The sequence below is a fragment of the Citrobacter sp. CK181 genome, assembly GCF_030333595.1.
GTDB lineage: Bacteria > Pseudomonadota > Gammaproteobacteria > Enterobacterales > Enterobacteriaceae > Citrobacter_B > Citrobacter_B koseri.
This window is the reverse complement of sequence record NZ_JAOWFN010000012.1, coordinates 245,557-272,257: the sequence shown is the minus strand read 5'-3', so window position 1 is coordinate 272,257 and position 26,701 is coordinate 245,557. Positions and strand designations below refer to the sequence as shown.

Genomic DNA, 26,701 nt, shown 5'->3' with positions numbered 1-26,701 from the left:
GGATGGCGGCGTAAACGCCTTTATCCGGCCTGCGGTCGGCCATGCAAGGGTTTTGCTCCAGGGTCTGGAATACAACACTGATGAATTTATTAAAATCGCTGGCTGCCGTCAGCTCGATGACCATGTTTTCGCGCGTGCTTGGTTTTGCGCGTGACGCGATTGTCGCCAGAATTTTTGGCGCAGGGATGGCGACCGACGCCTTTTTCGTGGCATTCAAGTTACCGAATCTGTTGCGGCGCATTTTTGCCGAAGGGGCATTTTCCCAGGCGTTTGTGCCGATCCTTGCAGAATACAAGAGCAAGCAGGGCGAAGAGGCGACCCGGGTTTTTGTCGCCTATGTCTCCGGCCTGCTGACCTTGGCGTTAGCCGTGGTGACGGTGGCCGGTATGCTCGCCGCGCCGTGGGTGATCATGGTAACCGCGCCGGGTTTTGCCGATACCGCCGATAAATTCGCCCTGACCACCAAACTGCTGCAAATTACCTTTCCGTATATTCTGCTGATTTCGCTGGCCTCGCTGGCGGGCGCGATCCTCAACACCTGGAACCGTTTCTCGATTCCTGCGTTTGCGCCCACATTTCTGAACATCAGTATGATCGGCTTTGCGCTGTTTGCCGCGCCGTATTTTAATCCTCCCGTACTGGCGCTGGCCTGGGCGGTGACGGTGGGCGGCGTGCTGCAACTGGTTTACCAGCTTCCTCATCTGAAGAAAATTGGGATGCTGGTATTGCCGCGCATCAATTTTCGTGACGCAGGCGCGATGCGCGTTGTGAAGCAAATGGGCCCGGCGATCCTCGGCGTTTCGGTAAGCCAGATATCTCTGATCATCAACACCATTTTCGCCTCGTTTCTGGCTTCCGGTTCGGTCTCCTGGATGTATTATGCTGACCGACTGATGGAGTTTCCGTCAGGGGTTCTGGGCGTGGCGCTGGGCACCATTTTGCTGCCTTCGCTGTCTAAAAGTTTTGCCAGCGGCAATCATGATGAGTATTGCCGTCTGATGGACTGGGGGCTGCGTCTGTGTTTTCTGCTGGCGTTGCCGAGCGCCGTCGCGCTGGGCATTCTGGCCAAACCGCTGACGGTATCGCTGTTCCAGTACGGCAAATTCACCGCCTTTGATGCGTCGATGACCCAGCGCGCGCTGGTGGCCTATTCCGTTGGTCTGATCGGCTTAATCGTGGTGAAAGTTTTGGCTCCGGGATTTTACTCGCGCCAGGATATCAAAACGCCGGTCAGAATCGCCATTGTGACGCTGATCATGACTCAGTTGATGAACCTGGCGTTTATCGGGCCGTTGAAGCATGCCGGTCTGTCGCTGTCTATTGGTCTGGCGGCGTGTCTGAATGCGTCGCTGCTGTACTGGCAACTGCGCAAACAGAAAATCTTTACTCCGCAGCCGGGCTGGACGTGGTTCCTGACCCGCCTGGTGATTTCCGTGCTGGTGATGTCCGCCGCGCTGGTTGGCATGTTGCATATTATGCCTGAGTGGTCAGAAGGGACGATGCTGTGGCGTCTGGCCCGGCTGATGGCGGTTGTGGTTGTGGGGATTGCCGCCTATTTCGCCGCGCTGGCGGTGTTGGGCTTTAAAGTGAAGGAATTTACTCGCCGGACGGCATAGAGCCTCTATCCGGCCAATCGCCCGGTGGCGCTGCCGCTTACCGGGCCTACGAGTTGTTCTGTGATTGTGTCGGCCGGATTACGGCCAATCGCCCGGTGGCGCTGTCGCTTACCGGGCCTACAGGGTTGTTCTGTGATTGTGTCGGCCGGATTACGGTCAATCGCCCGGTGGCGCTGTCGCTTACCGGGCCTACAGAGTTGTTCTGTGATTGTGTCGGCCGGATTACGGCAATTGCCCGGTGGTGCTGCCGCTTACCGGGCCTACAGGGTTGTTCTGTGATTGTGTCGGCTGGATTACGGCCAATCGCCCGGTGGCGCTGCCGCTTACCGGGCCTACAGAGTTGTTCTGTGATTGTGTCGGCCGGATTACGGCCAATTGCCCGGTGGCGCTGTCGCTTACCGGGCCTACAAGTTGTTCTGTAATCGTGTAGGCCGGATAAGGCGTAGCCGCCATCCGGCAATCAGATAGAGATTTTTTTCCCGCCACGGTGGGGAGAGGCGGTTTGACCGTTCGCGCCATACAGCGTCGGTTCCTGATGCGGTTTCAGCATGTCGAGCGCCTGATGATTCCGTTCAATCTGCCCTTCCAGCAGCCAACCATTATGTTGGTTGAGATCGCGTAAATGCTGCGTTTTTTCCGTAATTGCCTGCCAGCGTCTGGCGACATCATCATTAACGTTACGCTGCGCATCTTGTTCAAGACGGCGCTGCTGCTCCAGATAATCCAGCGTCGCCAGTAAAGAGCTTTTTTCTTCTGTAATACGCTGTAACTGGCTACCGTTAATGTGACCTACGGAGAGCTGCTGCTGCTCGGCATCCATCACCTTTTTCAGGTCATTGAGGACAGCCGTCATATGATCCAGAATTTCTGACAGACGAGTCATACGCTTATTTACTCTGTAAGTAGCTCTGCGCCTCGCGGATCAGCGAGTCTGCAATTTTACCGGTGTCCATCTTCAACTCACCGTTACGAATCGCCGTTTTCAGGGTTTCCACGCGCTCCATATTGATGTCGCTGGTGCCGGGTTGCATCAGTTTCGCCTGAGCATCGCTTAACTTCACACTGGTACTGGTCGTGGTTGACGCTTTTTCCTGACGCGCTTTTTGTACCGGCGCATCGCTGGTTTCGCGCGGTTGGACAGTGCTAACGGGCTTCAAAGGTGAGGTACGGTCAATGCTCATTTATTTATCCTCATCGAGGGGTTACGCTGTAGCAGCCAGCTATCATCATTGGTTGATTATTTATCGGCAGCCACTACAAAATCTTTAACTCATTATAGATTAATAAGAATATTCCCATCAGGATCGACGGTTCCACTCACGACCTGGCCTGACAACATGCGTACGCGCGCGTTTTGCGCGACGGCGGCATTGTTCAATGCCTGGCCTTCCGCATTGACGCTAAATCCGTCGCCGCTCGCCACCACCAGAACGCGCTGACCAGCTTTTATCCGCCATGCCTGGCGCAACATACTGAGCTGTATTGGCTGCCCGGGAACGAGGTCGCGCAAGCTGACGGCGTCCTGAATCTGGTTGATGTCCAGGACGGTTCGCGGGGGAAGCTGATCCAGCCGTCCGCGTTTTAGTGTGATGTTAGCCGGGCCAAGCGTACCGCCACGGGCGACGGGGGCCGCGGCAACAACGTAATTCCCCGTTGCCTGTACATTTACCTGTAGGTAGCGCTTTTCGTTCGCGCAGCGCGCCAGTACGTTCACATGCCCCCATAACTTCGCACTTCCGGTTACGCTCAGCGCGGGCTGTTCGCAATTCGGCAACAGATTGGGCGACGTGCGGATCGTGACGACGACGTCATCGCTGAACCCTGCCAGACGCTGAGAAAACCAGTCCGTTAACTGGGCATTCAGATCCTGAGCCATCGTCAGGGGGCTGAACAGCAGCGCCAGCAGCGCTATTCCACGTTTTAACGTTTGCATCGTCACTTCCCGCCAGTTTAAGCAATGACAGGATTCTACCTGCGTACCACAAGCATCAACGCAACAAATAGCGACGCATTTTGCGTTTATTCCGGCGATAACGCGCGCGTGATGAGATTTAAGCTGTCGGCTGAATTTTGTCATTTGCGGAGGAGATATGCTCGATAAGCTCGATGCCGCCTTACGTTTTCAACAGGAAGCGCTGAATCTGCGCGCTCAACGCCAGGAGGTGTTGGCCGCCAATATCGCTAACGCCGACACCCCTGGGTATCAGGCGCGTGATATGGATTTCGCCAGCGAACTCAAAAAAGTCATGGTGCGTGGCCGGGAAGAAACCGGCGGAATCGCGTTGAAGCTCACCTCTGCACAACACATTCCGGCCCAGACCGTCGCGTCTCCTTCGGTGGATCTGCTCTACCGTATTCCTGACCAGCCGTCCCTTGATGGCAATACCGTCGATATGGACCGCGAGCGTACGCAGTTTGCGGATAACAGTCTGAAATACCAGACGGGCCTCACCGTGTTGGGTGGACAAATCAAAGGCATGATGAATGTGCTACAGGGAGGAAACTAATTCGTGGCGCTGTTAAACATTTTTGATATTGCCGGGTCGGCGCTCACCGCGCAGTCCAAACGTCTTAACGTGGCGGCCAGTAACCTGGCGAACGCCGATAGCGTCACCGGGCCGGACGGTCAACCGTATCGCGCTAAACAGGTGGTCTTTCAGGTAGACGCGGCGCCAGGGGCGGCAACCGGTGGGGTAAAAGTGGCGGACGTCATTGAAAGTCAGGCGCCGGATAAACTGGTGTATGAGCCTGGCAACCCGCTGGCGGACGCCAATGGGTACGTAAAAATGCCTAATGTGGACGTGGTCGGTGAAATGGTCAACACCATGTCAGCCTCGCGCAGCTATCAGGCAAACGTCGAAGTTCTTAATACCGTGAAAAGCATGATGCTTAAAACGCTGACATTAGGCCAGTAAAGGAGGCGCGTATGTCTATTGCCGTAAATATGAATGACTCGACCAACTCGGGAGTCGCATCCACCAGCAGTGGCAGTTCGCTGACGGGAAGCAGCGCGAGTGATTTGCAAAGCAGCTTCCTGACATTGCTGGTCGCGCAGTTGAAAAATCAGGACCCGACCAACCCACTGCAAAATAACGAGCTGACCACGCAACTGGCGCAGATCAGCACCGTTAGCGGAATTGAAAAACTGAACACCACGCTGGGCGCGATTTCCGGGCAGATTGACAACAGCCAGTCGCTACAGGCCAGCACCCTGATTGGTCATGGCGTCATGATCCCCGGCACCACCATTCTGGCCGGTACGGGCACCGAAGAGGGCGCGACCATCACCACGACGCCGTTTGGCGTGGAGTTGCAGCAGGCAGCGGATAAAGTCACCGCCACCATTACCGACAAAGACGGCAAGGTGGTGCGCACGATCAATATCGGCGAGCTGAAGGCTGGCGTTCATACCTTTACCTGGGACGGTACGTTGGAGGATGGCACAAGCGCGCCAAACGGTTCCTATAACGTCGCGATCGCCGCCAGCAACGGCAGTACGCAGCTTGTGGCGCAACCGCTTCAGTTTGCGCTGGTTCAGGGGGTTATCCGCAACAGTAGCGGTAATACCCTGGATTTAGGGACCTACGGAACCACCACACTCGACGAAGTACGGCAGATCATTTAAGCCTTTACACTTATCAGGAGTAAGTCATGGCCTTTTCTCAAGCGGTCAGCGGTCTGAACGCAGCAGCGACCAACCTCGATGTTATTGGTAATAACATCGCCAACTCCGCCACCTACGGGTTTAAATCCGGTACGGCGTCTTTTGCTGATATGTTCGCGGGCTCCAAAGTGGGCCTGGGCGTTAAAGTCGCCGGGATTACCCAGGACTTTACCGACGGCACTACCACCAACACCGGGCGTGGTCTGGATGTTGCGATTAGCCAGAACGGTTTCTTCCGTCTGGTTGACAGCAACGGCTCCGTTTTCTACAGCCGTAACGGCCAGTTCAAACTGGATGAGAACCGCAATCTGGTTAACATGCAGGGGCTGCAACTGACCGGCTATCCGGCAACCGGAACGCCGCCGACGATCCAGCAGGGGGCGAACCCAGGCCCGATCACCATCCCGAACACCCTGATGGCCGCGAAGGCAACCACCACGGCGTCTATGCAGATCAACCTTAACTCCAGCGATGAACTGCCGTCGAAAACGCCGTTTGATCCGAGCGATGCGGATTCCTACAACAAAAAGGGTACCGTTACCGTTTTTGACAGTCAGGGTAACGCCCATGATGTGAATGTGTTCTTTGTTAAGACGCAGGACAACACCTGGGAAGTTCACACCATGGACAGCAGCGATCCAACCGCGACGCCGACGTTGTCTACCACGATGGAATTCAATGAAAACGGGATGCTGGTTTCTGGCGGTTCCGCCAATATCGTCACTGGCGCAATTAATGGTGCGGACCCAGCCTCTTTCTCCCTGAGCTTCCTGAACTCCATGCAGCAGAACACCGGTGCGAACAATATCGTCGCGACCAACCAGAACGGCTATAAGCCGGGCGATCTGGTGAGCTATCAGATCAATGATGACGGCACCGTAGTGGGTAACTATTCCAACGAACAAACGCAGGTTCTGGGGCAGATCGTGCTGGCTAACTTCGCCAACAATGAAGGTCTGGCTTCTCAGGGCGATAACGTCTGGGCGGCGACGCAGGCTTCAGGCGTTGCGCTGCTTGGTACGGCGGGTACGGGTAACTTCGGTAAGTTGACCAACGGCGCGCTGGAATCCTCAAACGTGGATTTGAGTAAAGAGCTGGTGAATATGATCGTCGCGCAGCGTAACTATCAGTCAAACGCGCAGACCATCAAAACCCAGGATCAGATCCTCAACACCCTGGTTAACCTGCGCTAAGCGCCTGACGGGATGGCTTAATGGATCACGCAATATATACCGCCATGGGCGCGGCCAGTCAGACGCTTAATCAACAAGCGGTGACGGCCAGCAACCTGGCGAACGCCTCCACGCCGGGTTTTCGTGCGCAACTTAATGCGTTGCGCGCGGTGCCGGTGGAAGGTCTCTCTTTACCGACGCGTACGCTGGTGGCCGCGTCCACGCCGGGAGCCGATATGACGCCCGGGCAGATGGATTACACCTCGCGCCCGCTGGATGTGGCGCTGCAACAGGATGGCTGGCTGGTTGTTCAGACCGCTGATGGTAACGAGGGATACACCCGTAACGGCAGCATTCAGGTGGACCCGACCGGGCAACTGACAATTCAGGGGCATCCGGTTATCGGTGAAGCCGGGCCGATTGCCGTTCCTGAAGGTTCAGAAATCACTATCGCGGCAGACGGGACTATCTCTGCGCTTAACCCTGGCGATCCGGCCAATACCGTCGCACCGGTAGGACGTCTGAAGCTGGTGAAAGCGCTTGGCAGCGAAGTGCAACGCGGCGATGACGGTATGTTCCGTTTAAGCGCGGCGACACAGGCTGCGCGTGGCCCGGTGTTGCAGGCTGACCCGTCCATTCGCGTGATGTCTGGCGTACTGGAGGGCAGTAACGTGAATGCGGTGTCCGCCATGAGCGATATGATCGCTAACGCCCGCCGTTTTGAAATGCAGATGAAGGTTATCAGCAGCGTGGATGACAATGCCGGGCGCGCTAACCAACTGCTGTCGATGAGTTAATACAGGACATTTTATGATCAGTTCATTATGGATCGCCAAAACCGGCCTGGACGCGCAGCAAACCAACATGGATGTGATTGCCAACAACCTGGCAAACGTCAGCACCAATGGTTTTAAGCGTCAACGCGCGGTGTTTGAAGACCTGCTGTACCAGACGATTCGTCAGCCTGGCGCGCAGTCGTCAGAACAGACGACCTTACCTTCTGGTCTGCAAATCGGTACGGGCGTTCGCCCGGTCGCCACCGAGCGTCTGCATAGTCAGGGCAACCTGTCTCAGACCAACAACAGTAAAGATGTCGCCATCAAAGGGCAGGGCTTCTTCCAGGTGATGTTGCCGGATGGCACTTCTGCTTATACCCGTGACGGTTCTTTCCAGGTGGATCAGAACGGTCAACTGGTCACGGCGGGCGGCTTCCAGGTACAGCCAGCGATCACCATTCCGGCGAACTCGCTGAGCATCACCGTGGGTCGCGATGGCGTGGTAAGCGTAACTCAGCAGGGGCAGGCCGCGCCGGTACAGGTGGGGCAGCTTAACCTGACCACGTTCATGAACGATACGGGGCTGGAAAGCATTGGTGAAAACCTGTACACCGAAACGCAATCCTCGGGTGCGCCGAATGAGAGTACGCCAGGGCTTAACGGTGCGGGTCTGCTGTATCAGGGCTATGTCGAAACCTCTAACGTAAACGTGGCGGAAGAACTGGTGAATATGATCCAGGTTCAGCGCGCTTACGAAATTAACAGCAAAGCGGTATCGACTACCGATCAGATGCTGCAAAAACTGACGCAACTCTAAGTGTCGTCCGGTGAGGGAAACCTCACCGGCACACTGATTTTGAAGATGAAGGCAATGCAAAAATACGCTGCGCACCATTACCCGATTATGGCCCTGCTGGTGGTTTCACTGACAGGATGTGCCTGGATACCTTCCACACCGCTCGTGCAGGGCGCGACCACTGCACAGCCCATACCGGGCCCGACTCCGGTGGCGAATGGTTCCATTTTTCAGTCTGCGCAGCCGATCAACTATGGCTATCAGCCGCTGTTTGAAGACCGACGTCCACGCAATATCGGCGATACGCTGACGATTGTATTGCAGGAAAACGTCAGCGCCAGTAAGAGCTCCTCCGCCAATGCCAGCCGTGACGGTAAAACCAACTTCGGCTTTGATACGGTTCCTCGTTATTTGCAGGGATTGTTCGGCAACGCGCGTGCAGATATGGAAGCCTCTGGCGGGAACTCCTTCAACGGTAAAGGCGGCGCGAACGCCAGCAATACCTTTAGCGGCACGCTGACCGTAACCGTCGATCAGGTACTGGCAAATGGCAATTTACACGTCGTGGGTGAAAAACAGATCGCCATTAATCAGGGCACTGAGTTCATCCGCTTCTCCGGGGTCGTGAACCCACGCACCATCAGCGGCAGCAACTCCGTTCCGTCAACACAGGTTGCGGATGCGCGCATTGAATATGTCGGCAACGGCTATATCAACGAGGCGCAAAATATGGGTTGGCTGCAACGTTTCTTCCTTAACTTGTCGCCGATGTAAGCGAGGTCTCCAGTGTTTAAATCTCTTGTTGGAATTGTACTGATACTGGCAACCACCCTGGCGCATGCCGATCGTATTCGGGATCTGACCAGCGTGCAGGGGGTGCGGGAAAACTCGCTGATTGGTTACGGGCTGGTGGTCGGCCTGGACGGGACGGGCGACCAGACGACCCAGACGCCCTTTACCACCCAGACGCTGAATAACATGCTGTCTCAGTTGGGGATCACCGTCCCGACGGGCACCAATATGCAGTTGAAAAACGTTGCGGCGGTAATGGTCACTGCACAATTTCCGGCATTCGGTCGCCAGGGGCAAACGATCGACGTGGTGGTGTCCTCAATGGGGAACGCGAAAAGTCTGCGCGGCGGTACATTGCTGATGACGCCGCTGAAAGGGGTCGATAGCCAGGTGTATGCCCTGGCGCAGGGAAATATTTTAGTCGGCGGCGCAGGGGCGTCTGCGGGCGGCAGCAGCGTGCAGGTTAACCAGCTCAATGGCGGGCGTATCACCAATGGCGCAATTATTGAACGCGAACTGCCCAGCCAGTTTGGCGGCGGAAATACCCTCAATCTGCAACTGAACAACGAAGACTTCGCAATGGCGCAGCAGATCACTGACACCATCAACCGCGCCCGTGGCTATGGCAGTGCGACCGCGCTGGATGCGCGCACGATTCAGGTTCGCGTACCCAGCGGCAACAGCTCGCAGGTCCGTTTCCTGGCGGATATCCAGAATCTGGAGGTGAACGTCACACCACAGGACGCGAAGGTGGTGATTAACTCCCGTACCGGTTCCGTGGTGATGAACCGTGAAGTGACGCTGGACAGCTGCGCCGTCGCGCAAGGCAATTTGTCCGTAACGGTGAATCGCCAGGCGAACGTCAGCCAGCCGGACACGCCGTTTGGCGGGGGGCAGACGGTCGTCACGCCACAAACGCAGATTGATTTACGTCAGAGCGGCGGTTCGCTGCAAAGCGTCCGTTCCAGCGCCAACCTGAACAACGTCGTCCGCGCGCTGAATGCGCTGGGCGCCACGCCGATGGATCTGATGTCCATCCTGCAATCCATGCAGAGCGCGGGTTGTCTGCGCGCCAAACTGGAAATTATCTGATGATTGGTGACAGCAAACTGTTGGCCAGCGCGGCCTGGGATGCGCAATCGCTCAATGAGCTGAAAGCCAAAGCGGGGCAAGATCCGGCGGCGAATATCCGCCCGGTCGCTCGTCAGGTTGAAGGGATGTTTGTGCAGATGATGCTGAAAAGTATGCGGGAAGCGCTGCCGAAAGACGGCATATTCAGCAGCGATCAAACGCGACTGTACACCAGCATGTATGACCAGCAGATTGCGCAGCAGATGACCGCCGGTAAAGGGTTGGGACTGGCGGAGATGATGGTCAGGCAGATGACCGAGGGGCAGACGCAGCCTGCGGAAGAAGCGCCGCAGGTACCAATGAAGTTCCCTCTGGAAACGGTGACCAGCTATCAAAATCAGGCGCTGACGCAACTGGTGCGTAAGGCGATGCCAAAAGCGCCGGAAAATAATGATGAGCCGCTGTCCGGCGACAGCAAAGACTTCCTGGCCCAGCTTTCGCTTCCGGCACGCCTGGCGAGTGAACAAAGCGGCGTGCCGCATCATCTGATTCTGGCGCAGGCGGCGCTGGAGTCGGGATGGGGTCAGCGACAGATCCGCCGTGAAAATGGTGAGCCGAGCTTTAACCTGTTTGGCATTAAGGCCTCGTCCAACTGGAAGGGGCCGGTAACAGAGATCACCACCACCGAATATGAGAACGGCGAAGCGAAGAAGGTAAAAGCGAAATTCCGTGTTTACAGCTCCTATCTGGAGGCGCTATCGGATTATGTGGGGCTGCTGACCCGTAACCCGCGCTATGCCGCGGTGACCGCCGCGTCTACCGCTGAACAGGGCGCACAGGCGTTACAAAATGCCGGTTATGCGACCGATCCTGACTATGCGCGTAAATTAACCAGCATGATTCAACAGCTGAAATCCATGAGCGACAAGGTGAGCAAAACGTACAGCGCGAATCTCGACAATCTCTTTTAAATAGCTCAAGTCCAGGAACCCGCTGCCGATAATAACCAGTATTGAAGGATTACAAGGAACCTCCATGTCCAGCTTAATTAACAACGCCATGAGCGGACTTAGCGCAGCCCAGGCTGCGTTAAATACTGCCAGTAATAACATCTCCAGCTATAACGTTGCCGGGTATACCCGACAGACGACGATTATGGCGCAGGCCAACAGTACGCTGGGAGCGGGCGGTTGGGTCGGTAATGGCGTCTACGTTTCTGGCGTACAGCGTGAGTATGATTCTTTTATTACCAATCAGTTACGCGCGGCGCAGAATCAGAGCAGTGGTTTGACCGTGCGGTATGAGCAAATGTCGAAAATTGATAACCTGCTCTCCAGTACCACCAGCTCGATTTCGACCTCTCTGCAAGGTTTCTTCACCAGCCTGCAAACGCTGGTCAGCAACGCGGAAGACCCGGCAGCGCGTCAGGCGCTTATCGGTAAAGCCGACGGCCTGGTAAACCAGTTTAAAACGACCGATCAGTACCTGCGCGATCAGGATAAGCAGGTCAATATCGCCATTGGCTCCAGCGTTGAACAGATCAACAATTACGCGAAGCAAATCGCCAGCCTGAACGATCAGATTTCCCGTCTGACCGGGGTGGGCGCGGGCGCTTCACCGAACGATCTTCTCGACCAACGCGACCAACTGGTGAGTGAGCTGAACCAGATTGTCGGTGTGGAAGTTAGCGTCCAGGACGGCGGCACCTATAACCTGACGATGGCGAATGGCTATACCCTCGTGCAGGGCAGCAGCGCCCGTCAACTGGCCGCGGTGCCGTCCAGCGCCGATCCGTCACGCACCACGGTCGCCTATGTTGATGCGACTGCCGGAAACATTGAAATCCCGGAAAAATTGCTCAATAGCGGCTCGCTTGGCGGGTTGCTGACGTTCCGCTCTCAGGATCTGGATCAGACTCGCAATACCCTCAACCAGCTGGCGCTGGCCTTTGCCGAAGCGTTTAATGCCCAGCATAAACAGGGATATGATGCCAATGGCGATCAGGGCGAGGACTTCTTTTCCATCGGTAAACCGTCCGTATTGAGTAATGCGAAAAATACGGGTAGCGGAACCTTGTCTGCGGAAGTCACCGACAGTTCCGCGGTACAGGCTACCAATTATAAGCTGGTATTTGATGGTCAGGACTGGCAGGTCACGCGCTTGTCAGACAACACCAGCTTTAAGGCGGTTGAAACCAACGGGAAACTGACGTTTGACGGGCTGGAAGTGACGGTCGGGGCAGGGGCAAATGCGAATGACAGCTTTACCCTGAAACCGGTCAGCGATGCCATTGTGAACATGAACGTGCTGGTGACCGATGAATCCAAAATTGCGATGGCTTCCGATCCCGATGCGGGTGGGAGCGATAACCGTAACGGTCAGGCGCTGCTGGATTTACAAACCCAGAAAACGGTAGGCAATAAGTCCTTTAATGATGCTTATGCGACGATGGTCAGTGATGTGGGGAACAAAACCGCCACGTTGAAAACCAGCAGCACGGCGCAGGGCAATGTCGTGACGCAGTTGTACAACCAGCAGCAATCGATTTCCGGCGTTAACCTTGATGAAGAATACGGCAACCTGCAACGCTACCAACAGTATTACCTGGCGAACGCCCAGGTGCTGCAAACCGCGAATACGCTGTTTGATGCGCTGTTGGGCATTCGCTAAGGGAGAGGAGGATAAATGCGTATCAGTACCCAGATGATGTACCAGCAGAATATGCGTGGTATCACCAATTCCCAGGCTGAATGGATGAAGTACGGTGAGCAGATGTCCACCGGTAAGCGCGTGATTAATCCGTCCGACGATCCTATTGCCGCTTCTCAGGCTATCGTACTCGCTCAGGCCCAGGCTCAGAACAGTCAGTATGCGCTGGCACGTACCTTTGCAACTCAGAAAGTGTCGCTGGAAGAAAACGTGCTAAGTCAGGTGACAGCTGCAATTCAAACTGCGCAGGAAAAAATCGTTTACGCCGCTAACGGCACCTTAAGCGATGATGACCGCGCCTCGCTGGCGAGCGATCTACAGGGGATTCGCGATCAGTTAATGAACCTGGCCAACAGTACCGACGGCAACGGTCGTTACATTTTCGCAGGCTATAAAACTGAAAAAGCGCCGTTTGATCAGGCAAATGGCGACTATAGCGGTGGCACTGAAAACATCACCCAGCAGGTTGATGCTTCGCGTACGATGGTGATTGGTCATACGGGCGATCAGATTTTTAATCGTATTACCAGTAATGCCGTACCGGAACCCGACAACAGCGCTTCAGAAACCAGCCTGTTTGCGATGCTGGATACAGCCATTGCAGCGCTGAAAACGCCGGTTGCTGACGATGATGTGAAGAAGGCGGAAGCTGCTGCGGCGATTGATAAAACAAACCGTGGCCTGAAAAACTCCCTTAATAACGTCCTGACCGTTCGTGCGGAACTGGGAACGCAATTGAGTGAGCTGGATTCCCTGGATTCATTGGGAAGCGAGCGCGCGCTGGGTCAGGCACAGCAGATGAGTAATCTGGTCGATGTGGACTGGAACGCGGCTATCTCGTCGTATGTAATGCAACAGGCTGCGTTACAGGCGTCCTATAAAGCGTTTAGCGATATGCAAGGAATGTCTCTGTTTCAGTTGAACAGATAGCACATGTTTTGAAACATATCATGAAACTGGGTATGTTTTGTCTGCCCGCTCCCTTCACCCCGGAGCGGGCATTTTTTTGCCCGGAAAACAGATAACGGGCACCGATTGCAGGTACAAAAAAGCCGACCCGCAGGTCGGCTTATCTTTAACATTGCGTTCAGCTTATTCTACAGGCTGCGGGCGCGTGGCTGGTGCGGCGGCCTGATGCGTTGCGCTATGACCACCTGCCGCACCTTTACCTTCAAAGATGAAGGCAGGGCGCTGCCAGTCGCTGTGATGTGGCGCTTCCGGGACATATTCCGGCGCAGGCGCGCGGGTCATCGGCGCACTGGCGTGGCTGACGGGTTTCTCCCCGGTGGTTACCGCGCTTTCTGACACGGTTTCAGCAACGGCAATGGCAACGGCGACAGGCGCAGCGACAATCTCTTCCGGTTCAGCGGCAACCACGACAGGTTCAACCGTTTCTTTAACGATCTCTTCCGGTTCGGCGATGACAACGTCAGCGGATTCTTCAGCCGTCGTGGTTTCCTGAACGTCAGCGACAGGTTCCGCTTGTGCAGCGACTTCCTGCGCAACAGGGACGTCAGCCTCTGCAATCACCTGAGGTTGTTCTTCAACCGGGGTGGCAATTACTTCAGGATGCGTTGTTTCCACAGTAGCGGGCTGAGGTTCAGCGACAACGGTTTCAGTTTGAACCGGTGCGTCTACAACCTGTTCAGCTGCGGCAGCGACGACCTGCGGCTCTACTGCAACCGGCTGAGCTTGTACGGTCTCTTCTTCGTGCTGTGCTTCAACCTGCGTATCCTGAGGACGGGCGACAGGGTAGCGAATCCACACTTTGCCAGACGCCATTTCCGGTGAAGCGCAAGCGACGGTTAACGGCATTGGCGATTGAAGCGGATAACGCTCATCGCGGTAGCGACGACGACGCTGGCCGCTGACGCGTAGGTGGCGAGGAGAACGACGGGAGCGACGCGGCATTCCTGTGTTATCACGCGCTTCGCCGTTTTCTTCCTGCTCTGCTGGCGCAACGTCTGCGATCGCTGGCAGGTCGACTTTCGCCAGTTCAGTACGCTGAGCAGGCGCGCTTTGCGTAGCAGGCTGGGCGGCGACAGCGTCTTCGACGACTGGCGTTGCGACAGCTTCTGCTTCAGAGGTTGCAGAGTCTGTGTAACGAACTTTCTGGCTCAGTTGACGCTGTTTGCGGCGAGGCTGCGCCTGACGAACGCGTTCTTCCTGTTCTGTTTCCTGAGCCGGTTGCTCATCCAGATTCAGCGCCTTGACTTCTTGCTGTGCCTGACGTTTTTCATCGTTGCGACGACGGTTGCGTTCACGACGCGGCGTCTGCTGCTCGTCACCGGACTTCGCCTTATCGGCAACGTCGTTAGACTGCTGGCGGTTGTCACGCGCTTCTGCGTTCTGCTGCTGCGCCTGACGACGGTTACGACGGTTGTCATCACGGTTTTCACCGCCTTCAGCGCGGTTGTCGCGATTATCACGGTTGTCACGGCGATCGTTACGGTCGCGGCGATTATTCTGGCGAGACTTACGACGATCCTGCTGACGCTCCGGTTTTTCCTCTGCTTTCGGTGCAGGTTGTTCAACCGGCTTGGCGACTTCGCTGCCGCTGAACATGTTTTTCAGCGCGCCGAAGAAGCGGGTAAGCAGACCTGGCTGTACAGGCGCAGTGGCAACGGCTTTCGGTGCTGCCGTCGCTGCTTTCACCGCAGGTTCTGCTGGCGTCGGCGCAGGCGGCACTTCCGGCATTGCGAAGGTCGCCAGTGCTGGCTGTTCAGGGCGTTTACGCTCGGCGTACTCTTCTTCAGAAGGCAACGCCATCGCTTCTTCATGCAGTTTCGGCAGCATGTAGCTCAGGGTTGGCGTTTCTTCCCCTTTACGTACGCGCAGAACGGAGTAGTGCGGCGTTTCCATCTGATCGTTTGGTACGATCACGCAGCGCACGCCATCCTGACGAGTCTCAATAGCATTAACCGCGGTGCGCTTTTCGTTAAGCAGGTAAGAGGCGATCGGGACCGGAACAATGGCGTGAACTTCCTGGGTATTCTCTTTCAGCGCTTCTTCTTCAATCAGACGCAGAATAGACAGGGAGAGCGATTCGTTGTCGCGGACGGTGCCGGTGCCGCTACAGCGTGGGCAGACGTGATGGCTGGACTCGCCCAGAGACGGGCTGAGACGCTGGCGGGACATCTCCAGCAGGCCAAAACGAGAAATATGGCTAATCTGGATACGCGCACGATCCTGACGTACCGCTTCGCGCAGACGGTTTTCCACCGCGCGCTGGTGGCGTACTGGCGTCATGTCGATGAAGTCGATAACGATCAGGCCGCCGAGGTCGCGCAAGCGCAACTGGCGAGCAATTTCATCGGCTGCTTCCAGGTTTGTGTTAAACGCGGTTTCTTCGATATCGCCGCCGCGTGTGGCACGCGCGGAGTTAATATCAATCGCGGTTAACGCTTCGGTTGTGTCAATAACGATAGAGCCGCCGGAAGGCAGACGCACTTCACGCTGGAAGGCGGATTCAATTTGCGACTCGATCTGGTAGTGGCTGAACAGCGGAATCTCGCCGGTATAAAGCTTAATCTTGCTGCTGAAATCCGGGCGACCCAACGCCGCGATGTGCTGGCGCGCCAGCTCAAGCACTTTCGGATTATCGATAAGAATTTCGCCGATATCCTGACGTAAGTAGTCACGGAATGCGCGGACGATAACGTTGCTTTCCTGATGGATCAGGAATGGAGCAGGGCGGCTTTCAGCGGCTTTCTGAATCGCTTCCCAATGTTTCAGGCGGAAGCTCAGGTCCCACTGCAACGCTTCGGCGGATTTGCCGACGCCTGCGGTACGCACGATAAGCCCCATGCCGTCAGGCAGTTCGAGGCTTGCCAGCGCTTCTTTTAATTCGGTGCGATCGTCGCCTTCAATGCGACGGGAGATGCCGCCCGCGCGCGGGTTGTTCGGCATTAAAACCAGATAGCTCCCTGCCAGACTGATAAACGTCGTCAGCGCAGCGCCTTTGTTGCCGCGTTCTTCTTTATCAATCTGAACAATCACTTCCTGACCTTCGCGCAACACGTCTTTAATGTTTGGACGGCCGTGGGCGTTGTAGTTGGCGGGGAAATATTCGCGGGCAATTTCTTTTAACGGGAGGAAACCGTGACGTTCAGCGCCGTAATCAACAAAAGCCGCTTCCAGACTCGGTTCGATACGGGTAATTTTGCCTTTATAGATGTTCGCTTTTTTCTGCTCGTGCCCTGGACTCTCAATGTCCAGGTCGTACAGGCGCTGCCCATCTACAAGGGCAACACGCAACTCTTCCTGCTGAGTTGCGTTGATTAACATTCTTTTCATCGTAACTTACTCATTATTCTTACATTGACGACTAAGCTGCGGGCATAGTAATGCCTTTCCGGGTGTGAACCGATGGCCTCGTGTCTATTCGCGTCGCCAACCTCACGGTTATCGTCTGCTCAAAGAGGCGCAGAGTGTCGGTTGCCTGTATTTCATACGGAAATACAGCGCAATTATCAGGGGAACAGCCTGGGAGTTACTCTCCAGAGAAGATTCCATTATGTTCATCGTCTTTCACGCCGCAGATGCGTTGGCTTTATCTGCTCACCCGGGCATAAGCTCCTGGGGATTCCCAGATTTGCCGCCTTTCTGCAACGCGTAGTACATAGAACATATACCGGTAAGGACTGCAACCCGCAGCCCGCTAACTGCCTGAAAAATCAATACGTCTTACGCCATTGCTGCGTTGATGATCTGTCTGGCAAAATGGGTCATTCCGTAAAATTTCTTGTTTTAACAAGGTTGGACACGGAAACGGTTACATTATTCCACTGCTAACCTTGTTATAGCAAGATGACTTTTACCATTTATCACCCGGTTACTCACAGTTTTTTCACTTCCTCATGGCGATTGGTTTAATAACCAGCAAATTGGTCATGTTGAACGTGAGTAACAGGATATAGAAGTAAATATAAGCATAGAAAAATGAGTGGCGCTAATCCTTATGGCTATTTAGAATCGGCCCCCATGAAAACTGAGACTCCATCCGTAAAAATAGTTGCCATTACTGCCGACGAAGCGGGGCAACGCATCGATAACTTTTTGCGCACGCAACTCAAAGGCGTACCGAAAAGCATGATTTACCGCATTTTGCGTAAAGGCGAAGTGCGGGTGAACAAAAAACGCATCAAACCGGAATATAAGCTCGAAGCCGGGGATGAAGTGCGTATTCCGCCGGTGCGCGTCGCCGAACGCGAAGAAGAGGCCGTTTCGCCGCATCTGCAAAAAGTGGCGGCGCTGGCCGATGTCATTTTGTATGAAGATGACCATATCCTGGTGCTGAACAAACCTTCCGGCACGGCGGTGCATGGCGGAAGCGGGTTGAGCTTCGGCGTTATTGAGGGGCTGCGCGCGTTGCGGCCAGAAGCGCGTTTCCTGGAACTGGTGCATCGTCTTGACCGCGATACCTCTGGCGTACTGCTGGTTGCGAAAAAACGCTCAGCGCTGCGTTCTTTGCATGAGCAACTGCGTGAGAAGGGGATGCAGAAAGATTATCTGGCGCTGGTTCGCGGCCAGTGGCAGTCGCATGTTAAATCGGTACAGGCGCCTTTATTAAAGAATATTCTGCAAAGCGGCGAACGTATTGTACGTGTGAGTCAGGAAGGAAAACCCTCCGAAACGCGCTTTAAAGTTGAAGAGCGCTATGCGTTTGCGACGCTGGTGCGCTGTAGCCCGGTGACGGGACGTACGCATCAGATTCGTGTGCATACGCTGCATGCGGGCCATCCGATCGCGTTTGACGATCGTTACGGCGATCGCGAATTTGATAAGCAGCTTGCGGGAACGGGGTTGTCACGGCTTTTTCTGCACGCGGCAGCGCTGAAGTTTACCCATCCGGGGACTGGCGAGGTGATGCGTATCGAAGCGCCGATGGATAACCAACTCAAGCATTGCCTTCAGGTGTTACGTAACAAAGCCTGATGCGCGTTGCGATATTATCGCGCTAAACCTGTAGGCCGGATAAGACGTTTACGTCGTTATCCGGCTGATGACGCTGTGCTTATCAGGCCTACGGGCATTGCTCCGCTGTGGGCCTGATAAGATGTTTTAGCGTCGCCACCAGACGCGTCTACTATGCCATCAGCGGGTTCATCTCCTCCCGGCGCAGCATCTGGCACAGCGCAATCAGCGGTAGCCCAATAAGCGTATTGGGATCTCGCCCCTCCAGGCGTTCGAAAAGGGCAATGCCAAGACCTTCGCTTTTAAAACTTCCGGCACAATGCAATGGACGCTCTTTGCGGACATAGTCCTCTATTTCCGTTTCGCTTAAATGGCGGAAATGCACATCAAACGGTTCGACTTCCGTTTGTAAATGTCCGGTTGCAGAATTATAAAGCGCCAGTCCGGTATAAAACGTCACAATATTACCGCTGGCTTTGGTTAATTGCTGGCGCGCTTTTTCTTCGGTTAACGGTTTGCCGGTAATTTCGCCATCCAGAACGCAAATTTGATCGGAGCCAATAATCAGATGATCGGGGAAACGGTGGGCGAGCGATTGCGCTTTCGCCTGTGCGAGGCGAGAGACCAAATGGCGCGGCGCTTCGCCAGACATGGGCGTTTCGTCAACCTCGGGAGCCGCGCACTCGAAAGGGATCGCCAGTTTTTCGAGCAGCGCGCGACGCCAGGGAGAGGTAGAAGCAAGGATGAGACGGGGCATATTTTTTTCCCTCAGATATAGCGTATTAATGAGAGCCATCTTAAACTATGCTCTTCGTCCTTCAAGCATGACATACAGTCACGGTTTGAGCGAAAATAAGTCTGTAACCCGCAATGTGTGCGAATTATTGGCAAAAGGCAACCGCAGGCTGCCTTTTTCTTTGACTCTATGACGTTACAAAGTTAATATGCGCGCCCTATGCAAAAGGTAAAATTACCCCTGACTCTTGATCCGGTTCGTACGGCTCAAAAACGCCTCGATTATGAAGGTATCTATACTTCTGATCTGGTAGAGCGCGTCGCCGATTCTGTAGTCAGTGTGGACAGTGATGTGGAATGCTCCATGTCGTTCGCTATCGATAACCAACGTCTTGCCGTTATTACGGGTGATGCGAAGGTGACGGTATCGCTCGAATGCCAGCGTTGCGGGAAGCCGTTTACCCATCAGGTTCACACAACGTATTGTTTTAGTCCGGTTCGTTCTGACGAACAGGCTGAAGCACTCCCGGAAGCGTATGAGCCGATTGAGGTTAACGAATTCGGTGAAATCGATCTGCTTGCAATGGTTGAAGATGAAATCATCCTCTCCTTGCCGGTAGTTCCGGTGCATGATTCTGAACACTGTGAAGTGTCCGAGGCGGACATGGTCTTTGGTGAATTGCCTGATGAAGCGCAAAAACCAAACCCATTTGCCGTATTAGCCAGCTTAAAGCGTAAGTAATTGAGGAGTAAGGTCCATGGCCGTACAACAGAATAAACCAACCCGTTCCAAACGTGGCATGCGTCGTTCTCATGACGCTCTGACCGCAGTCACCAGCCTGTCTGTAGACAAAACTTCTGGTGAAAAACACCTGCGTCACCACATCACTGCCGACGGTTACTACCGCGGCCGTAAGGTCATCGCTAAGTAATCACGCGCAAGCGTGATGAAGCTTAGTGAGGATTTCCCCGCGTAAGCGGGGAAACACCAAACCAGGCAGCGACGATACCTTGACACGTCTAACCCTGGCGTTAGATGTCATGGGGGGAGATTTTGGCCCTTCCGTGACAGTGCCTGCAGCACTGCAGGCACTGAATTCTAATTCGCAACTCACACTTCTTTTAGTCGGGGATCCCGATACCATCACGCCATTACTTGCCAAAGCTGACTTTGAACAACGTTCGCGTCTGCAGATTATCCCTGCACAGTCAGTTATTGCCAGTGATGCCCGGCCTTCGCAGGCTATCCGCGCCAGTCGCGGCAGCTCAATGCGTGTGGCCCTGGAGCTCGTGAAAGAAGGTCGAGCCGAAGCCTGTGTGAGCGCCGGTAATACGGGCGCGCTCATGGGACTTGCGAAATTATTGCTCAAACCCCTTGAGGGCATTGAGCGTCCTGCGTTGATGACGGTTTTACCGCATCAGCAGAAAGGAAAAACGGTGGTGCTGGATTTAGGCGCCAACGTCGATTGTGACAGTACCATGTTGGTGCAGTTTGCCGTGATGGGGTCCGTGATGGCGGAAGAGGTGATTGGGATAACCAATCCCCGCGTGGCGTTGCTCAATATTGGTGAAGAAGAAACCAAAGGTCTCGACAGTATTCGTGATGCCTCTGCGTTGCTCAAAACAGTCCCTTCCATCAATTACATTGGTTATCTTGAAGCCAATGAATTATTGACGGGAAAAACTGATGTGCTGGTATGTGACGGATTTACAGGTAATGTCACATTAAAGACAATGGAAGGGGTTGTCAGGATGTTCCTTTCACTGCTGAAATCTCAGGGTGAGAGTAAAAAACGGTCGTGGTGGCTGCTGTTATTAAAACGTTGGTTACAAAAAAGCCTGACGAGGCGATTCAGTCACCTCAACCCCGACCAGTATAATGGCGCCTGTCTGTTAGGATTGCGTGGCACGGTGATTAAAAGTCATGGTGCGGCCAATCAGCGAGCATTTGCCGTCGCGATTGAACAGGCAGTGCAGGCGGTGCAGCGACAAGTTCCTCAGCGAATTGCCGCTCGCCTGGAATCTGTATACCCAGCCGGATTCGAACTGTTGGAAGGTGGCAAAAACGGACACTCACGGGTGCACAATTAACGGTGTAACCTGAGCGCAACCAACATACCAGCAGTTTGCACGCGGTGGTATATAACCGAAAAGTGACTGAGCGTACATGTATACAAAGATTATTGGTACTGGCAGCTATCTGCCTGAACAAGTGCGTACTAACGCCGATTTGGAAAAGATGGTAGAGACGTCTGACGAGTGGATTGTCACGCGTACAGGCATCCGTGAACGCCATATTGCAGCGCCAAACGAAACAGTCGCGACGATGGGCTATACAGCCGCAAACCGCGCGCTTGAAATGGCGGGCATCGATAAAGACCAGATTGGCTTGATTGTGGTTGCGACCACGTCAGCAACACATGCTTTCCCAAGCGCAGCATGCCAGATTCAGAGTATGTTGGGCATTAAAGGCTGCCCGGCGTTTGACGTTGCAGCGGCCTGCGCCGGTTTTACCTACGCGTTAAGCGTTGCCGATCAGTATGTAAAATCAGGCGCCGTTAAATATGCGCTGGTCATCGGTTCCGATGTCCTGGCGCGCACCTGCGATCCCACCGATCGCGGGACGATCATTATCTTTGGTGACGGCGCGGGCGCAGCGGTTCTGAGCGCATCCGAAGAGCCAGGCATTATTTCGACGCATCTTCATGCAGACGGCAGCTATGGTGAGTTGCTGACGCTGCCAAACGCCGATCGCGTCAATCCAGAAAATCCGATTTATCTGACGATGGCGGGCAACGAGGTGTTTAAAGTGGCGGTAACTGAACTGGCACACATCGTTGACGAGACGCTGGCGGCGAATAATCTGGATCGTTCCGCTCTGGACTGGCTGGTTCCGCACCAGGCTAACCTGCGCATCATCAGCGCGACAGCGAAAAAGCTGGGTATGTCGATGGATAATGTGGTGGTTACGCTGGACAGACACGGCAACACCTCTGCGGCCTCTGTGCCGTGCGCGCTGGATGAAGCCGTGCGCGACGGGCGGATTAAAGCCGGGCAGTTGGTATTGCTTGAGGCCTTCGGGGGTGGATTCACCTGGGGCTCCGCGCTGGTTCGTTTCTAGTATAAGGATTTAAACATGACGCAATTTGCTTTTGTGTTCCCGGGGCAGGGTTCCCAGACGGTTGGGATGTTGTCTGAAATGGCAGCCAGCTACCCGATCGTAGAAGAAACCTTTGCTGAAGCTTCTGCGGCGCTGGGTTATGATCTGTGGGCGCTGACGCAGCAAGGGCCTGCGGAAGAACTGAATAAGACCTGGCAGACTCAGCCAGCATTGCTGGCCGCTTCCGTTGCGCTGTATCGCGTATGGCAGCAGCAGGGCGGTAAAGCGCCTGCGCTGATGGCGGGACACAGCCTGGGGGAATACTCCGCGCTGGTATGTGCTGGCGTCATCGATTTCGCCGACGCGGTTCGTCTGGTTGAACTGCGCGGCAAGTTCATGCAGGAAGCTGTGCCGGAAGGCACCGGCGCAATGGCGGCGATCATCGGTCTGGATGATGCATCCATCGCCAAAGCGTGTGAAGAGGCGGCTGAAGGCCAGGTGGTTTCTCCGGTGAACTTTAACTCTCCGGGCCAGGTGGTTATCGCCGGGCATAAAGATGCGGTTGAACGTGCGGGCGCAGCCTGTAAAGCCGCTGGCGCAAAACGTGCGCTGCCGCTGCCGGTAAGTGTGCCGTCACACTGTGCGCTGATGAAACCTGCGGCAGATAAGCTGGCGGTTGAATTAGCGAAAATCACCTTCAATGCCCCGACCGTACCGGTTGTGAATAACGTTGACGTGAAGTGTGAAACCGACGCTAACGCTATCCGTGATGCGCTGGTACGCCAGCTGTACAACCCGGTGCAGTGGACGAAGAGTGTAGAATTTATCGCAGCACAAGGTGTTGAACACCTTTATGAAGTGGGTCCAGGTAAAGTCCTCACTGGTCTGACTAAACGTATTGTTGACACCCTGACGGCCTCGGCGCTAAACGAACCGGCGGCACTGTCAGCGGCGCTTGAGCAATAAAAGAGGAAAACCATGAGTTTTGAAGGAAAAGTCGCGCTGGTTACCGGTGCAAGCCGTGGCATTGGCCGCGCAATTGCTGAGACGCTCGTTGCCCGTGGCGCGAAAGTCATCGGTACTGCTACCAGCGAAAATGGCGCTCAGGCCATTAGCGAATACTTAGGTGCGAACGGTAAAGGTCTGATGTTGAATGTGACCGATCCGGCATCTATTGAATCTGTTCTGGAAAATATTCGCGCAGAATTTGGTGAAGTTGATATCCTGGTCAATAATGCCGGTATCACTCGCGATAATCTGCTGATGCGAATGAAAGATGATGAGTGGAACGACATTCTCGAAACCAATCTGTCATCTGTTTTCCGTCTGTCAAAAGCGGTAATGCGCGCTATGATGAAAAAACGTCATGGACGTATTATCACTATCGGTTCTGTGGTTGGTACCATGGGAAATGCGGGTCAGGCCAACTACGCTGCGGCGAAAGCGGGTCTGATTGGCTTCAGTAAATCACTGGCGCGTGAAGTTGCGTCGCGTGGGATTACTGTCAATGTTGTGGCTCCGGGCTTTATTGAAACGGACATGACGCGTGCGCTGTCTGATGATCAGCGTGCGGGTATTCTGGCGCAGGTTCCTGCGGGCCGCCTCGGCGGCGCTCAGGAAATCGCCAGTGCGGTTGCATTTTTAGCCTCTGACGAAGCAAGTTACATCACTGGTGAGACTCTGCACGTCAACGGCGGAATGTATATGGTTTAACCACGAAAAATATTTGCGTTATTGTAGGTCTTGGCCTCAAAATAACGTAAAATCGTGGTAAGAACTGCCGGGATTTAGTTGCAAATTTTTCAACATTTTATACACTACGAAAACCATCGCGAAAGCGAGTTTTGATAGGAAATTTAAGAGTATGAGCACTATCGAAGAACGCGTTAAGAAAATTATCGGCGAGCAGCTGGGCGTTAAGCAGGAAGAAGTTACCAACAATGCTTCTTTCGTTGAAGACCTGGGCGCAGATTCTCTTGACACCGTTGAGCTGGTAATGGCTCTGGAAGAAGAGTTTGATACTGAGATTCCGGACGAAGAAGCTGAGAAAATCACCACCGTTCAGGCTGCCATTGATTATATCAACGGCCACCAGGCGTAAGTGAACATCTCCAGGCGGTCATTCGACCGCCTGAGTTTTATCTTTTTGTCCCACTAGAATCATTTTCCCTCCCTGGAGGACAAACGTGTCTAAGCGTCGTGTAGTTGTGACCGGACTGGGCATGTTGTCTCCTGTCGGCAATACCGTAGAGTCTACCTGGAAAGCTCTCCTTGCCGGTCAGAGTGGCATCAGCCTGATCGACCATTTCGATACTAGCGCCTATGCAACGAAATTTGCTGGCTTAGTAAAGGATTTTAACTGTGACGACATCATATCGCGCAAAGAACAGCGCAAGATGGATGCCTTCATTCAATATGGAATTGTCGCTGGCGTTCAGGCCATGCAGGATTCTGGCCTTGAAGTAACGGAAGAGAACGCAGCCCGTATTGGCGCCGCTATCGGCTCTGGTATCGGCGGTCTCGGACTGATCGAAGAAAACCACAGTTCCCTGGTGAACGGTGGGCCGCGTAAGATCAGCCCGTTCTTTGTTCCGTCGACGATTGTTAACATGGTGGCAGGTCACCTGACCATCATGTACGGCCTGCGTGGGCCAAGCATCTCTATCGCTACCGCCTGCACCTCAGGCGTACATAACATCGGTCATGCCGCGCGTATCATTGCATACGGCGATGCGGACGCGATGGTAGCGGGTGGTGCGGAAAAAGCCAGTACGCCGCTGGGTGTCGGTGGCTTTGGCGCAGCGCGTGCGCTGTCTACACGTAATGATAACCCGCAAGCGGCCAGCCGCCCGTGGGATAAAGAGCGTGACGGCTTTGTTCTCGGCGATGGCGCGGGCATGGTGGTACTGGAAGAGTACGAACATGCAAAAGCGCGCGGCGCGAAAATTTATGCCGAAATCGTTGGCTTCGGGATGAGCAGCGATGCTTATCACATGACGTCACCGCCGGAAAACGGCGCGGGTGCCGCGCTGGCGATGGTCAATGCGCTGCGTGATGCGGCCATTGAGCCGGGTCAGATTGGTTACGTCAACGCCCACGGTACGTCTACGCCGGCAGGCGATAAAGCGGAAACTCAGGCGGTGAAATCTGTCTTTGGCGATGCGGCAAGCCGTGTGCTGGTCAGCTCGACGAAATCCATGACGGGTCACCTGCTGGGTGCTGCGGGCGCGGTAGAGTCCATTTTCTCTATTCTGGCGCTGCGCGACCAGGCTGTTCCGCCAACCATCAACCTGGATAACCCGGATGAAGGTTGCGACCTGGACTTTGTGCCTCACGAAGCTCGTCAGGTTAACGGAATGGAGTATACGCTGTGTAACTCCTTCGGCTTTGGCGGTACTAACGGCTCGTTGATCTTCAAAAAGGTCTAAGTCGTTCCACCAGAGAGTAAAAAGGTCCGCTTGTCGGGCCTTTTTTATTCAGCTTTCTTCCCTTGTCCTGCGTTAACCATCCTGCCACACTAATCGACCACGAATAAGGAGCCACTATGTTCTTAATTAATGGCCGTGAACAGGATTCTCTTGCCGCCAGCGATCGCGCGACGCAGTTTGGCGATGGCTGTTTCACTACTGCGCGAATCCGTGACGGTAGAATTTGCCTCCTGCCCGCACACCTTCGCCGTTTGCAGGATGCCTGCGAAAAACTGCTGCTTCCCTTCAGTCAATGGACGGAACTGCAACACGAAATGACGGCGATGGCAGCAGGCCAGAACAGTGGCGTACTGAAAGTTATTCTGAGTCGTGGCAGCGGCGGCAGGGGCTACAGCCCGTCAAACTGCCGTGAGGCCACGCGAATTTTATCCGTTTCTCCTTATCCCACTCATTATGAACGCTGGCGTACGGAAGGTATTACGCTGGCGCTAAGCCCCGTACGGCTGGGGCGTAACCCTATGCTTGCGGGTATAAAACACCTTAACCGACTGGAACAGGTACTGATCCGGTCTCATCTTGAGCAGACAAACGCCGATGAAGCGCTGGTTCTTGACAGCGAGGGATGGGTTACGGAATGCTGTGCGGCTAATTTGTTCTGGCGTAAAGAGAATGTGGTGTATACGCCGCGCCTGGATCAGGCGGGGGTAAACGGCATTATGCGACAATTTTGTTTACAGTCGCTGGCACAATCGCCTTTTCAGGTTGTCGAAGTGTATGCCAGGGAGGACGCGCTTATGCAGGCCGATGAGATGGTTATATGCAATGCGTTGATGCCCGTGATTCCCGTGCGCGCCTGTGGCGATAAACTGATGTTTGCACGTTCATTGTTCGATTTTTTAGCCCCACTTTGTGAGCACCCGAATTAG

27 protein-coding genes are annotated in these 26,701 nt (G+C 54.6%); 22 read left to right on the top strand and 5 right to left on the bottom strand.

From position 1 onward, the window contains the following. Positions 1-80 precede the first annotated feature (80 nt). On the top strand, positions 81-1,616 hold the full coding sequence (murJ, locus tag OGW17_RS10650; RefSeq protein ID WP_024130442.1) for a murein biosynthesis integral membrane protein MurJ: 1,536 nt from the start codon (positions 81-83) through the stop codon (positions 1,614-1,616). Positions 1,617-2,076: 460 nt separating this feature from the next. Here murJ and flgN read toward each other — a convergent pair whose 3' ends face one another. The 3 genes from flgN to flgA all read right to left on the bottom strand — a co-directional run bounded on the left by flgN (position 2,077) and on the right by flgA (position 3,549). Continuing rightward, entirely contained in the window at positions 2,077-2,499 is a 423-nt protein-coding gene (gene flgN, locus OGW17_RS10645) for a flagella biosynthesis chaperone FlgN (protein ID WP_012132851.1), read from the bottom strand. Positions 2,500-2,503: 4 nt separating this feature from the next. Beyond that, on the bottom strand, positions 2,504-2,797 hold the full coding sequence (gene flgM, locus OGW17_RS10640; RefSeq protein ID WP_049010762.1) for a flagellar biosynthesis anti-sigma factor FlgM: 294 nt from the start codon (positions 2,795-2,797) through the stop codon (positions 2,504-2,506). 92 nt (positions 2,798-2,889) lie between these two features. Further along, positions 2,890-3,549: a flagellar basal body P-ring formation chaperone FlgA gene (gene flgA, locus OGW17_RS10635; protein ID WP_058668999.1), complete on the bottom strand. Its 660-nt coding sequence runs from the start codon at positions 3,547-3,549 to the stop codon at positions 2,890-2,892. A gap of 157 nt (positions 3,550-3,706) precedes the next feature. Between flgA and flgB the strand changes: the two genes are divergently transcribed. The 11 genes from flgB to flgL all read left to right on the top strand — a co-directional run bounded on the left by flgB (position 3,707) and on the right by flgL (position 13,526). After that, positions 3,707-4,123, top strand: coding sequence for a flagellar basal body rod protein FlgB (flgB, locus tag OGW17_RS10630; protein ID WP_012132848.1), 417 nt, complete (start codon positions 3,707-3,709; stop codon positions 4,121-4,123). Positions 4,124-4,126: 3 nt separating this feature from the next. Beyond that, a complete protein-coding gene (gene flgC / locus OGW17_RS10625; protein ID WP_012132847.1) occupies positions 4,127-4,531 on the top strand; it encodes a flagellar basal body rod protein FlgC in 405 nt (134 codons plus the stop codon). 11 nt (positions 4,532-4,542) lie between these two features. Continuing rightward, positions 4,543-5,241 (top strand): flagellar hook assembly protein FlgD, encoded by a 699-nt coding sequence (flgD, locus tag OGW17_RS10620; protein ID WP_012132846.1) that lies wholly within the window; start codon positions 4,543-4,545, stop codon positions 5,239-5,241. 26 nt (positions 5,242-5,267) lie between these two features. Further along, the gene (gene flgE, locus OGW17_RS10615; protein ID WP_012132845.1) at positions 5,268-6,473 is read left to right on the top strand and encodes a flagellar hook protein FlgE; all 1,206 of its coding nucleotides are present in this window, start codon (positions 5,268-5,270) and stop codon (positions 6,471-6,473) included. 20 nt (positions 6,474-6,493) lie between these two features. Further along, positions 6,494-7,249 carry a flagellar basal-body rod protein FlgF gene (gene flgF / locus OGW17_RS10610; protein ID WP_012132844.1) on the top strand — a complete coding sequence of 252 codons (756 nt, stop codon included), beginning with the start codon at positions 6,494-6,496 and terminating at the stop codon, positions 7,247-7,249. A 13-nt stretch (positions 7,250-7,262) separates the two neighbouring features. Next, positions 7,263-8,045, top strand: coding sequence for a flagellar basal-body rod protein FlgG (gene flgG, locus OGW17_RS10605; protein ID WP_012132843.1), 783 nt, complete (start codon positions 7,263-7,265; stop codon positions 8,043-8,045). 54 nt (positions 8,046-8,099) lie between these two features. Next, entirely contained in the window at positions 8,100-8,798 is a 699-nt protein-coding gene (gene flgH, locus OGW17_RS10600) for a flagellar basal body L-ring protein FlgH (RefSeq protein WP_024130441.1), read from the top strand. 12 nt (positions 8,799-8,810) lie between these two features. Further along, positions 8,811-9,908: a flagellar basal body P-ring protein FlgI gene (locus OGW17_RS10595; protein ID WP_012132841.1), complete on the top strand. Its 1,098-nt coding sequence runs from the start codon at positions 8,811-8,813 to the stop codon at positions 9,906-9,908. Next, complete coding sequence (gene flgJ, locus OGW17_RS10590; protein WP_047457531.1) at positions 9,908-10,858, top strand: flagellar assembly peptidoglycan hydrolase FlgJ; 951 nt, start codon at positions 9,908-9,910, stop codon at positions 10,856-10,858. The genes OGW17_RS10595 and flgJ overlap by 1 nt, the downstream gene beginning before the upstream one ends. 64 nt (positions 10,859-10,922) lie before the next feature. Next, a complete protein-coding gene (gene flgK, locus OGW17_RS10585) occupies positions 10,923-12,557 on the top strand; it encodes a flagellar hook-associated protein FlgK (RefSeq protein ID WP_012132839.1) in 1,635 nt (544 codons plus the stop codon). A 15-nt stretch (positions 12,558-12,572) separates the two neighbouring features. After that, a complete protein-coding gene (flgL, locus tag OGW17_RS10580) occupies positions 12,573-13,526 on the top strand; it encodes a flagellar hook-associated protein FlgL (RefSeq protein WP_058669000.1) in 954 nt (317 codons plus the stop codon). Positions 13,527-13,688: 162 nt separating this feature from the next. Here the strand turns inward: flgL and rne are convergent, their stop codons facing one another. Then, the gene (rne, locus tag OGW17_RS10575) at positions 13,689-16,892 is read right to left on the bottom strand and encodes a ribonuclease E (protein ID WP_071258233.1); all 3,204 of its coding nucleotides are present in this window, start codon (positions 16,890-16,892) and stop codon (positions 13,689-13,691) included. Between the two features lie 687 nt (positions 16,893-17,579). Between rne and rluC the strand changes: the two genes are divergently transcribed. Beyond that, positions 17,580-18,533: a 23S rRNA pseudouridine(955/2504/2580) synthase RluC gene (gene rluC / locus OGW17_RS10570; RefSeq protein WP_012132836.1), complete on the top strand. Its 954-nt coding sequence runs from the start codon at positions 17,580-17,582 to the stop codon at positions 18,531-18,533. A gap of 151 nt (positions 18,534-18,684) precedes the next feature. Here rluC and OGW17_RS10565 read toward each other — a convergent pair whose 3' ends face one another. Then, entirely contained in the window at positions 18,685-19,269 is a 585-nt protein-coding gene (locus OGW17_RS10565; RefSeq protein ID WP_012132833.1) for a Maf family protein, read from the bottom strand. Positions 19,270-19,467: 198 nt separating this feature from the next. Here OGW17_RS10565 and yceD point away from each other — a divergent pair, with 198 nt between their 5' ends. The 9 genes from yceD (at position 19,468) to pabC (ending at position 26,701) form a co-directional block, all read left to right on the top strand. Then, positions 19,468-19,989, top strand: coding sequence for a 23S rRNA accumulation protein YceD (gene yceD, locus OGW17_RS10560; RefSeq protein WP_012132832.1), 522 nt, complete (start codon positions 19,468-19,470; stop codon positions 19,987-19,989). Positions 19,990-20,005: 16 nt separating this feature from the next. Further along, the gene (gene rpmF, locus OGW17_RS10555) at positions 20,006-20,179 is read left to right on the top strand and encodes a 50S ribosomal protein L32 (RefSeq protein WP_000290727.1); all 174 of its coding nucleotides are present in this window, start codon (positions 20,006-20,008) and stop codon (positions 20,177-20,179) included. Between the two features lie 79 nt (positions 20,180-20,258). Continuing rightward, entirely contained in the window at positions 20,259-21,338 is a 1,080-nt protein-coding gene (gene plsX, locus OGW17_RS10550) for a phosphate acyltransferase PlsX (RefSeq protein ID WP_071818860.1), read from the top strand. A gap of 76 nt (positions 21,339-21,414) precedes the next feature. After that, positions 21,415-22,368, top strand: coding sequence for a beta-ketoacyl-ACP synthase III (fabH, locus tag OGW17_RS10545; protein ID WP_012132830.1), 954 nt, complete (start codon positions 21,415-21,417; stop codon positions 22,366-22,368). A 15-nt stretch (positions 22,369-22,383) separates the two neighbouring features. After that, a complete protein-coding gene (fabD, locus tag OGW17_RS10540) occupies positions 22,384-23,313 on the top strand; it encodes an ACP S-malonyltransferase (protein ID WP_058669003.1) in 930 nt (309 codons plus the stop codon). 12 nt (positions 23,314-23,325) lie between these two features. Further along, the gene (gene fabG, locus OGW17_RS10535) at positions 23,326-24,060 is read left to right on the top strand and encodes a 3-oxoacyl-ACP reductase FabG (protein ID WP_012132828.1); all 735 of its coding nucleotides are present in this window, start codon (positions 23,326-23,328) and stop codon (positions 24,058-24,060) included. A 151-nt stretch (positions 24,061-24,211) separates the two neighbouring features. Then, complete coding sequence (acpP, locus tag OGW17_RS10530) at positions 24,212-24,448, top strand: acyl carrier protein (protein WP_000103754.1); 237 nt, start codon at positions 24,212-24,214, stop codon at positions 24,446-24,448. An 85-nt stretch (positions 24,449-24,533) separates the two neighbouring features. Beyond that, positions 24,534-25,775 (top strand): beta-ketoacyl-ACP synthase II, encoded by a 1,242-nt coding sequence (fabF, locus tag OGW17_RS10525; protein WP_058669004.1) that lies wholly within the window; start codon positions 24,534-24,536, stop codon positions 25,773-25,775. Between the two features lie 116 nt (positions 25,776-25,891). Then, the gene (gene pabC / locus OGW17_RS10520; RefSeq protein ID WP_071258232.1) at positions 25,892-26,701 is read left to right on the top strand and encodes an aminodeoxychorismate lyase; all 810 of its coding nucleotides are present in this window, start codon (positions 25,892-25,894) and stop codon (positions 26,699-26,701) included.

What these genes read in the sequence shown, in the direction of transcription:
- acpP (WP_000103754.1), top strand. Translation starts at nt 24,212, where the DNA reads ATGAGCACTATCGAAGAACGCGTTAAGAAAATTATCGGCGAGCAGCTG.
- rpmF (WP_000290727.1), top strand. Translation starts at nt 20,006, where the DNA reads ATGGCCGTACAACAGAATAAACCAACCCGTTCCAAACGTGGCATGCGT.
- flgN (WP_012132851.1), bottom strand. Translation starts at nt 2,499, where the DNA reads ATGACTCGTCTGTCAGAAATTCTGGATCATATGACGGCTGTCCTCAAT.
- rluC (WP_012132836.1), top strand. Translation starts at nt 17,580, where the DNA reads ATGAAAACTGAGACTCCATCCGTAAAAATAGTTGCCATTACTGCCGAC.
- fabH (WP_012132830.1), top strand. Translation starts at nt 21,415, where the DNA reads ATGTATACAAAGATTATTGGTACTGGCAGCTATCTGCCTGAACAAGTG.
- flgB (WP_012132848.1), top strand. Translation starts at nt 3,707, where the DNA reads ATGCTCGATAAGCTCGATGCCGCCTTACGTTTTCAACAGGAAGCGCTG.
- flgF (WP_012132844.1), top strand. Translation starts at nt 6,494, where the DNA reads ATGGATCACGCAATATATACCGCCATGGGCGCGGCCAGTCAGACGCTT.
- murJ (WP_024130442.1), top strand. Translation starts at nt 81, where the DNA reads ATGAATTTATTAAAATCGCTGGCTGCCGTCAGCTCGATGACCATGTTT.
- rne (WP_071258233.1), bottom strand. Translation starts at nt 16,892, where the DNA reads ATGAAAAGAATGTTAATCAACGCAACTCAGCAGGAAGAGTTGCGTGTT.
- flgE (WP_012132845.1), top strand. Translation starts at nt 5,268, where the DNA reads ATGGCCTTTTCTCAAGCGGTCAGCGGTCTGAACGCAGCAGCGACCAAC.
- flgM (WP_049010762.1), bottom strand. Translation starts at nt 2,797, where the DNA reads ATGAGCATTGACCGTACCTCACCTTTGAAGCCCGTTAGCACTGTCCAA.
- pabC (WP_071258232.1), top strand. Translation starts at nt 25,892, where the DNA reads ATGTTCTTAATTAATGGCCGTGAACAGGATTCTCTTGCCGCCAGCGAT.
- yceD (WP_012132832.1), top strand. Translation starts at nt 19,468, where the DNA reads ATGCAAAAGGTAAAATTACCCCTGACTCTTGATCCGGTTCGTACGGCT.
- flgK (WP_012132839.1), top strand. Translation starts at nt 10,923, where the DNA reads ATGTCCAGCTTAATTAACAACGCCATGAGCGGACTTAGCGCAGCCCAG.
- OGW17_RS10565 (WP_012132833.1), bottom strand. Translation starts at nt 19,269, where the DNA reads ATGCCCCGTCTCATCCTTGCTTCTACCTCTCCCTGGCGTCGCGCGCTG.
- flgG (WP_012132843.1), top strand. Translation starts at nt 7,263, where the DNA reads ATGATCAGTTCATTATGGATCGCCAAAACCGGCCTGGACGCGCAGCAA.
- fabD (WP_058669003.1), top strand. Translation starts at nt 22,384, where the DNA reads ATGACGCAATTTGCTTTTGTGTTCCCGGGGCAGGGTTCCCAGACGGTT.
- fabG (WP_012132828.1), top strand. Translation starts at nt 23,326, where the DNA reads ATGAGTTTTGAAGGAAAAGTCGCGCTGGTTACCGGTGCAAGCCGTGGC.
- flgJ (WP_047457531.1), top strand. Translation starts at nt 9,908, where the DNA reads ATGATTGGTGACAGCAAACTGTTGGCCAGCGCGGCCTGGGATGCGCAA.
- flgH (WP_024130441.1), top strand. Translation starts at nt 8,100, where the DNA reads ATGCAAAAATACGCTGCGCACCATTACCCGATTATGGCCCTGCTGGTG.
- flgD (WP_012132846.1), top strand. Translation starts at nt 4,543, where the DNA reads ATGTCTATTGCCGTAAATATGAATGACTCGACCAACTCGGGAGTCGCA.
- flgL (WP_058669000.1), top strand. Translation starts at nt 12,573, where the DNA reads ATGCGTATCAGTACCCAGATGATGTACCAGCAGAATATGCGTGGTATC.
- flgA (WP_058668999.1), bottom strand. Translation starts at nt 3,549, where the DNA reads ATGCAAACGTTAAAACGTGGAATAGCGCTGCTGGCGCTGCTGTTCAGC.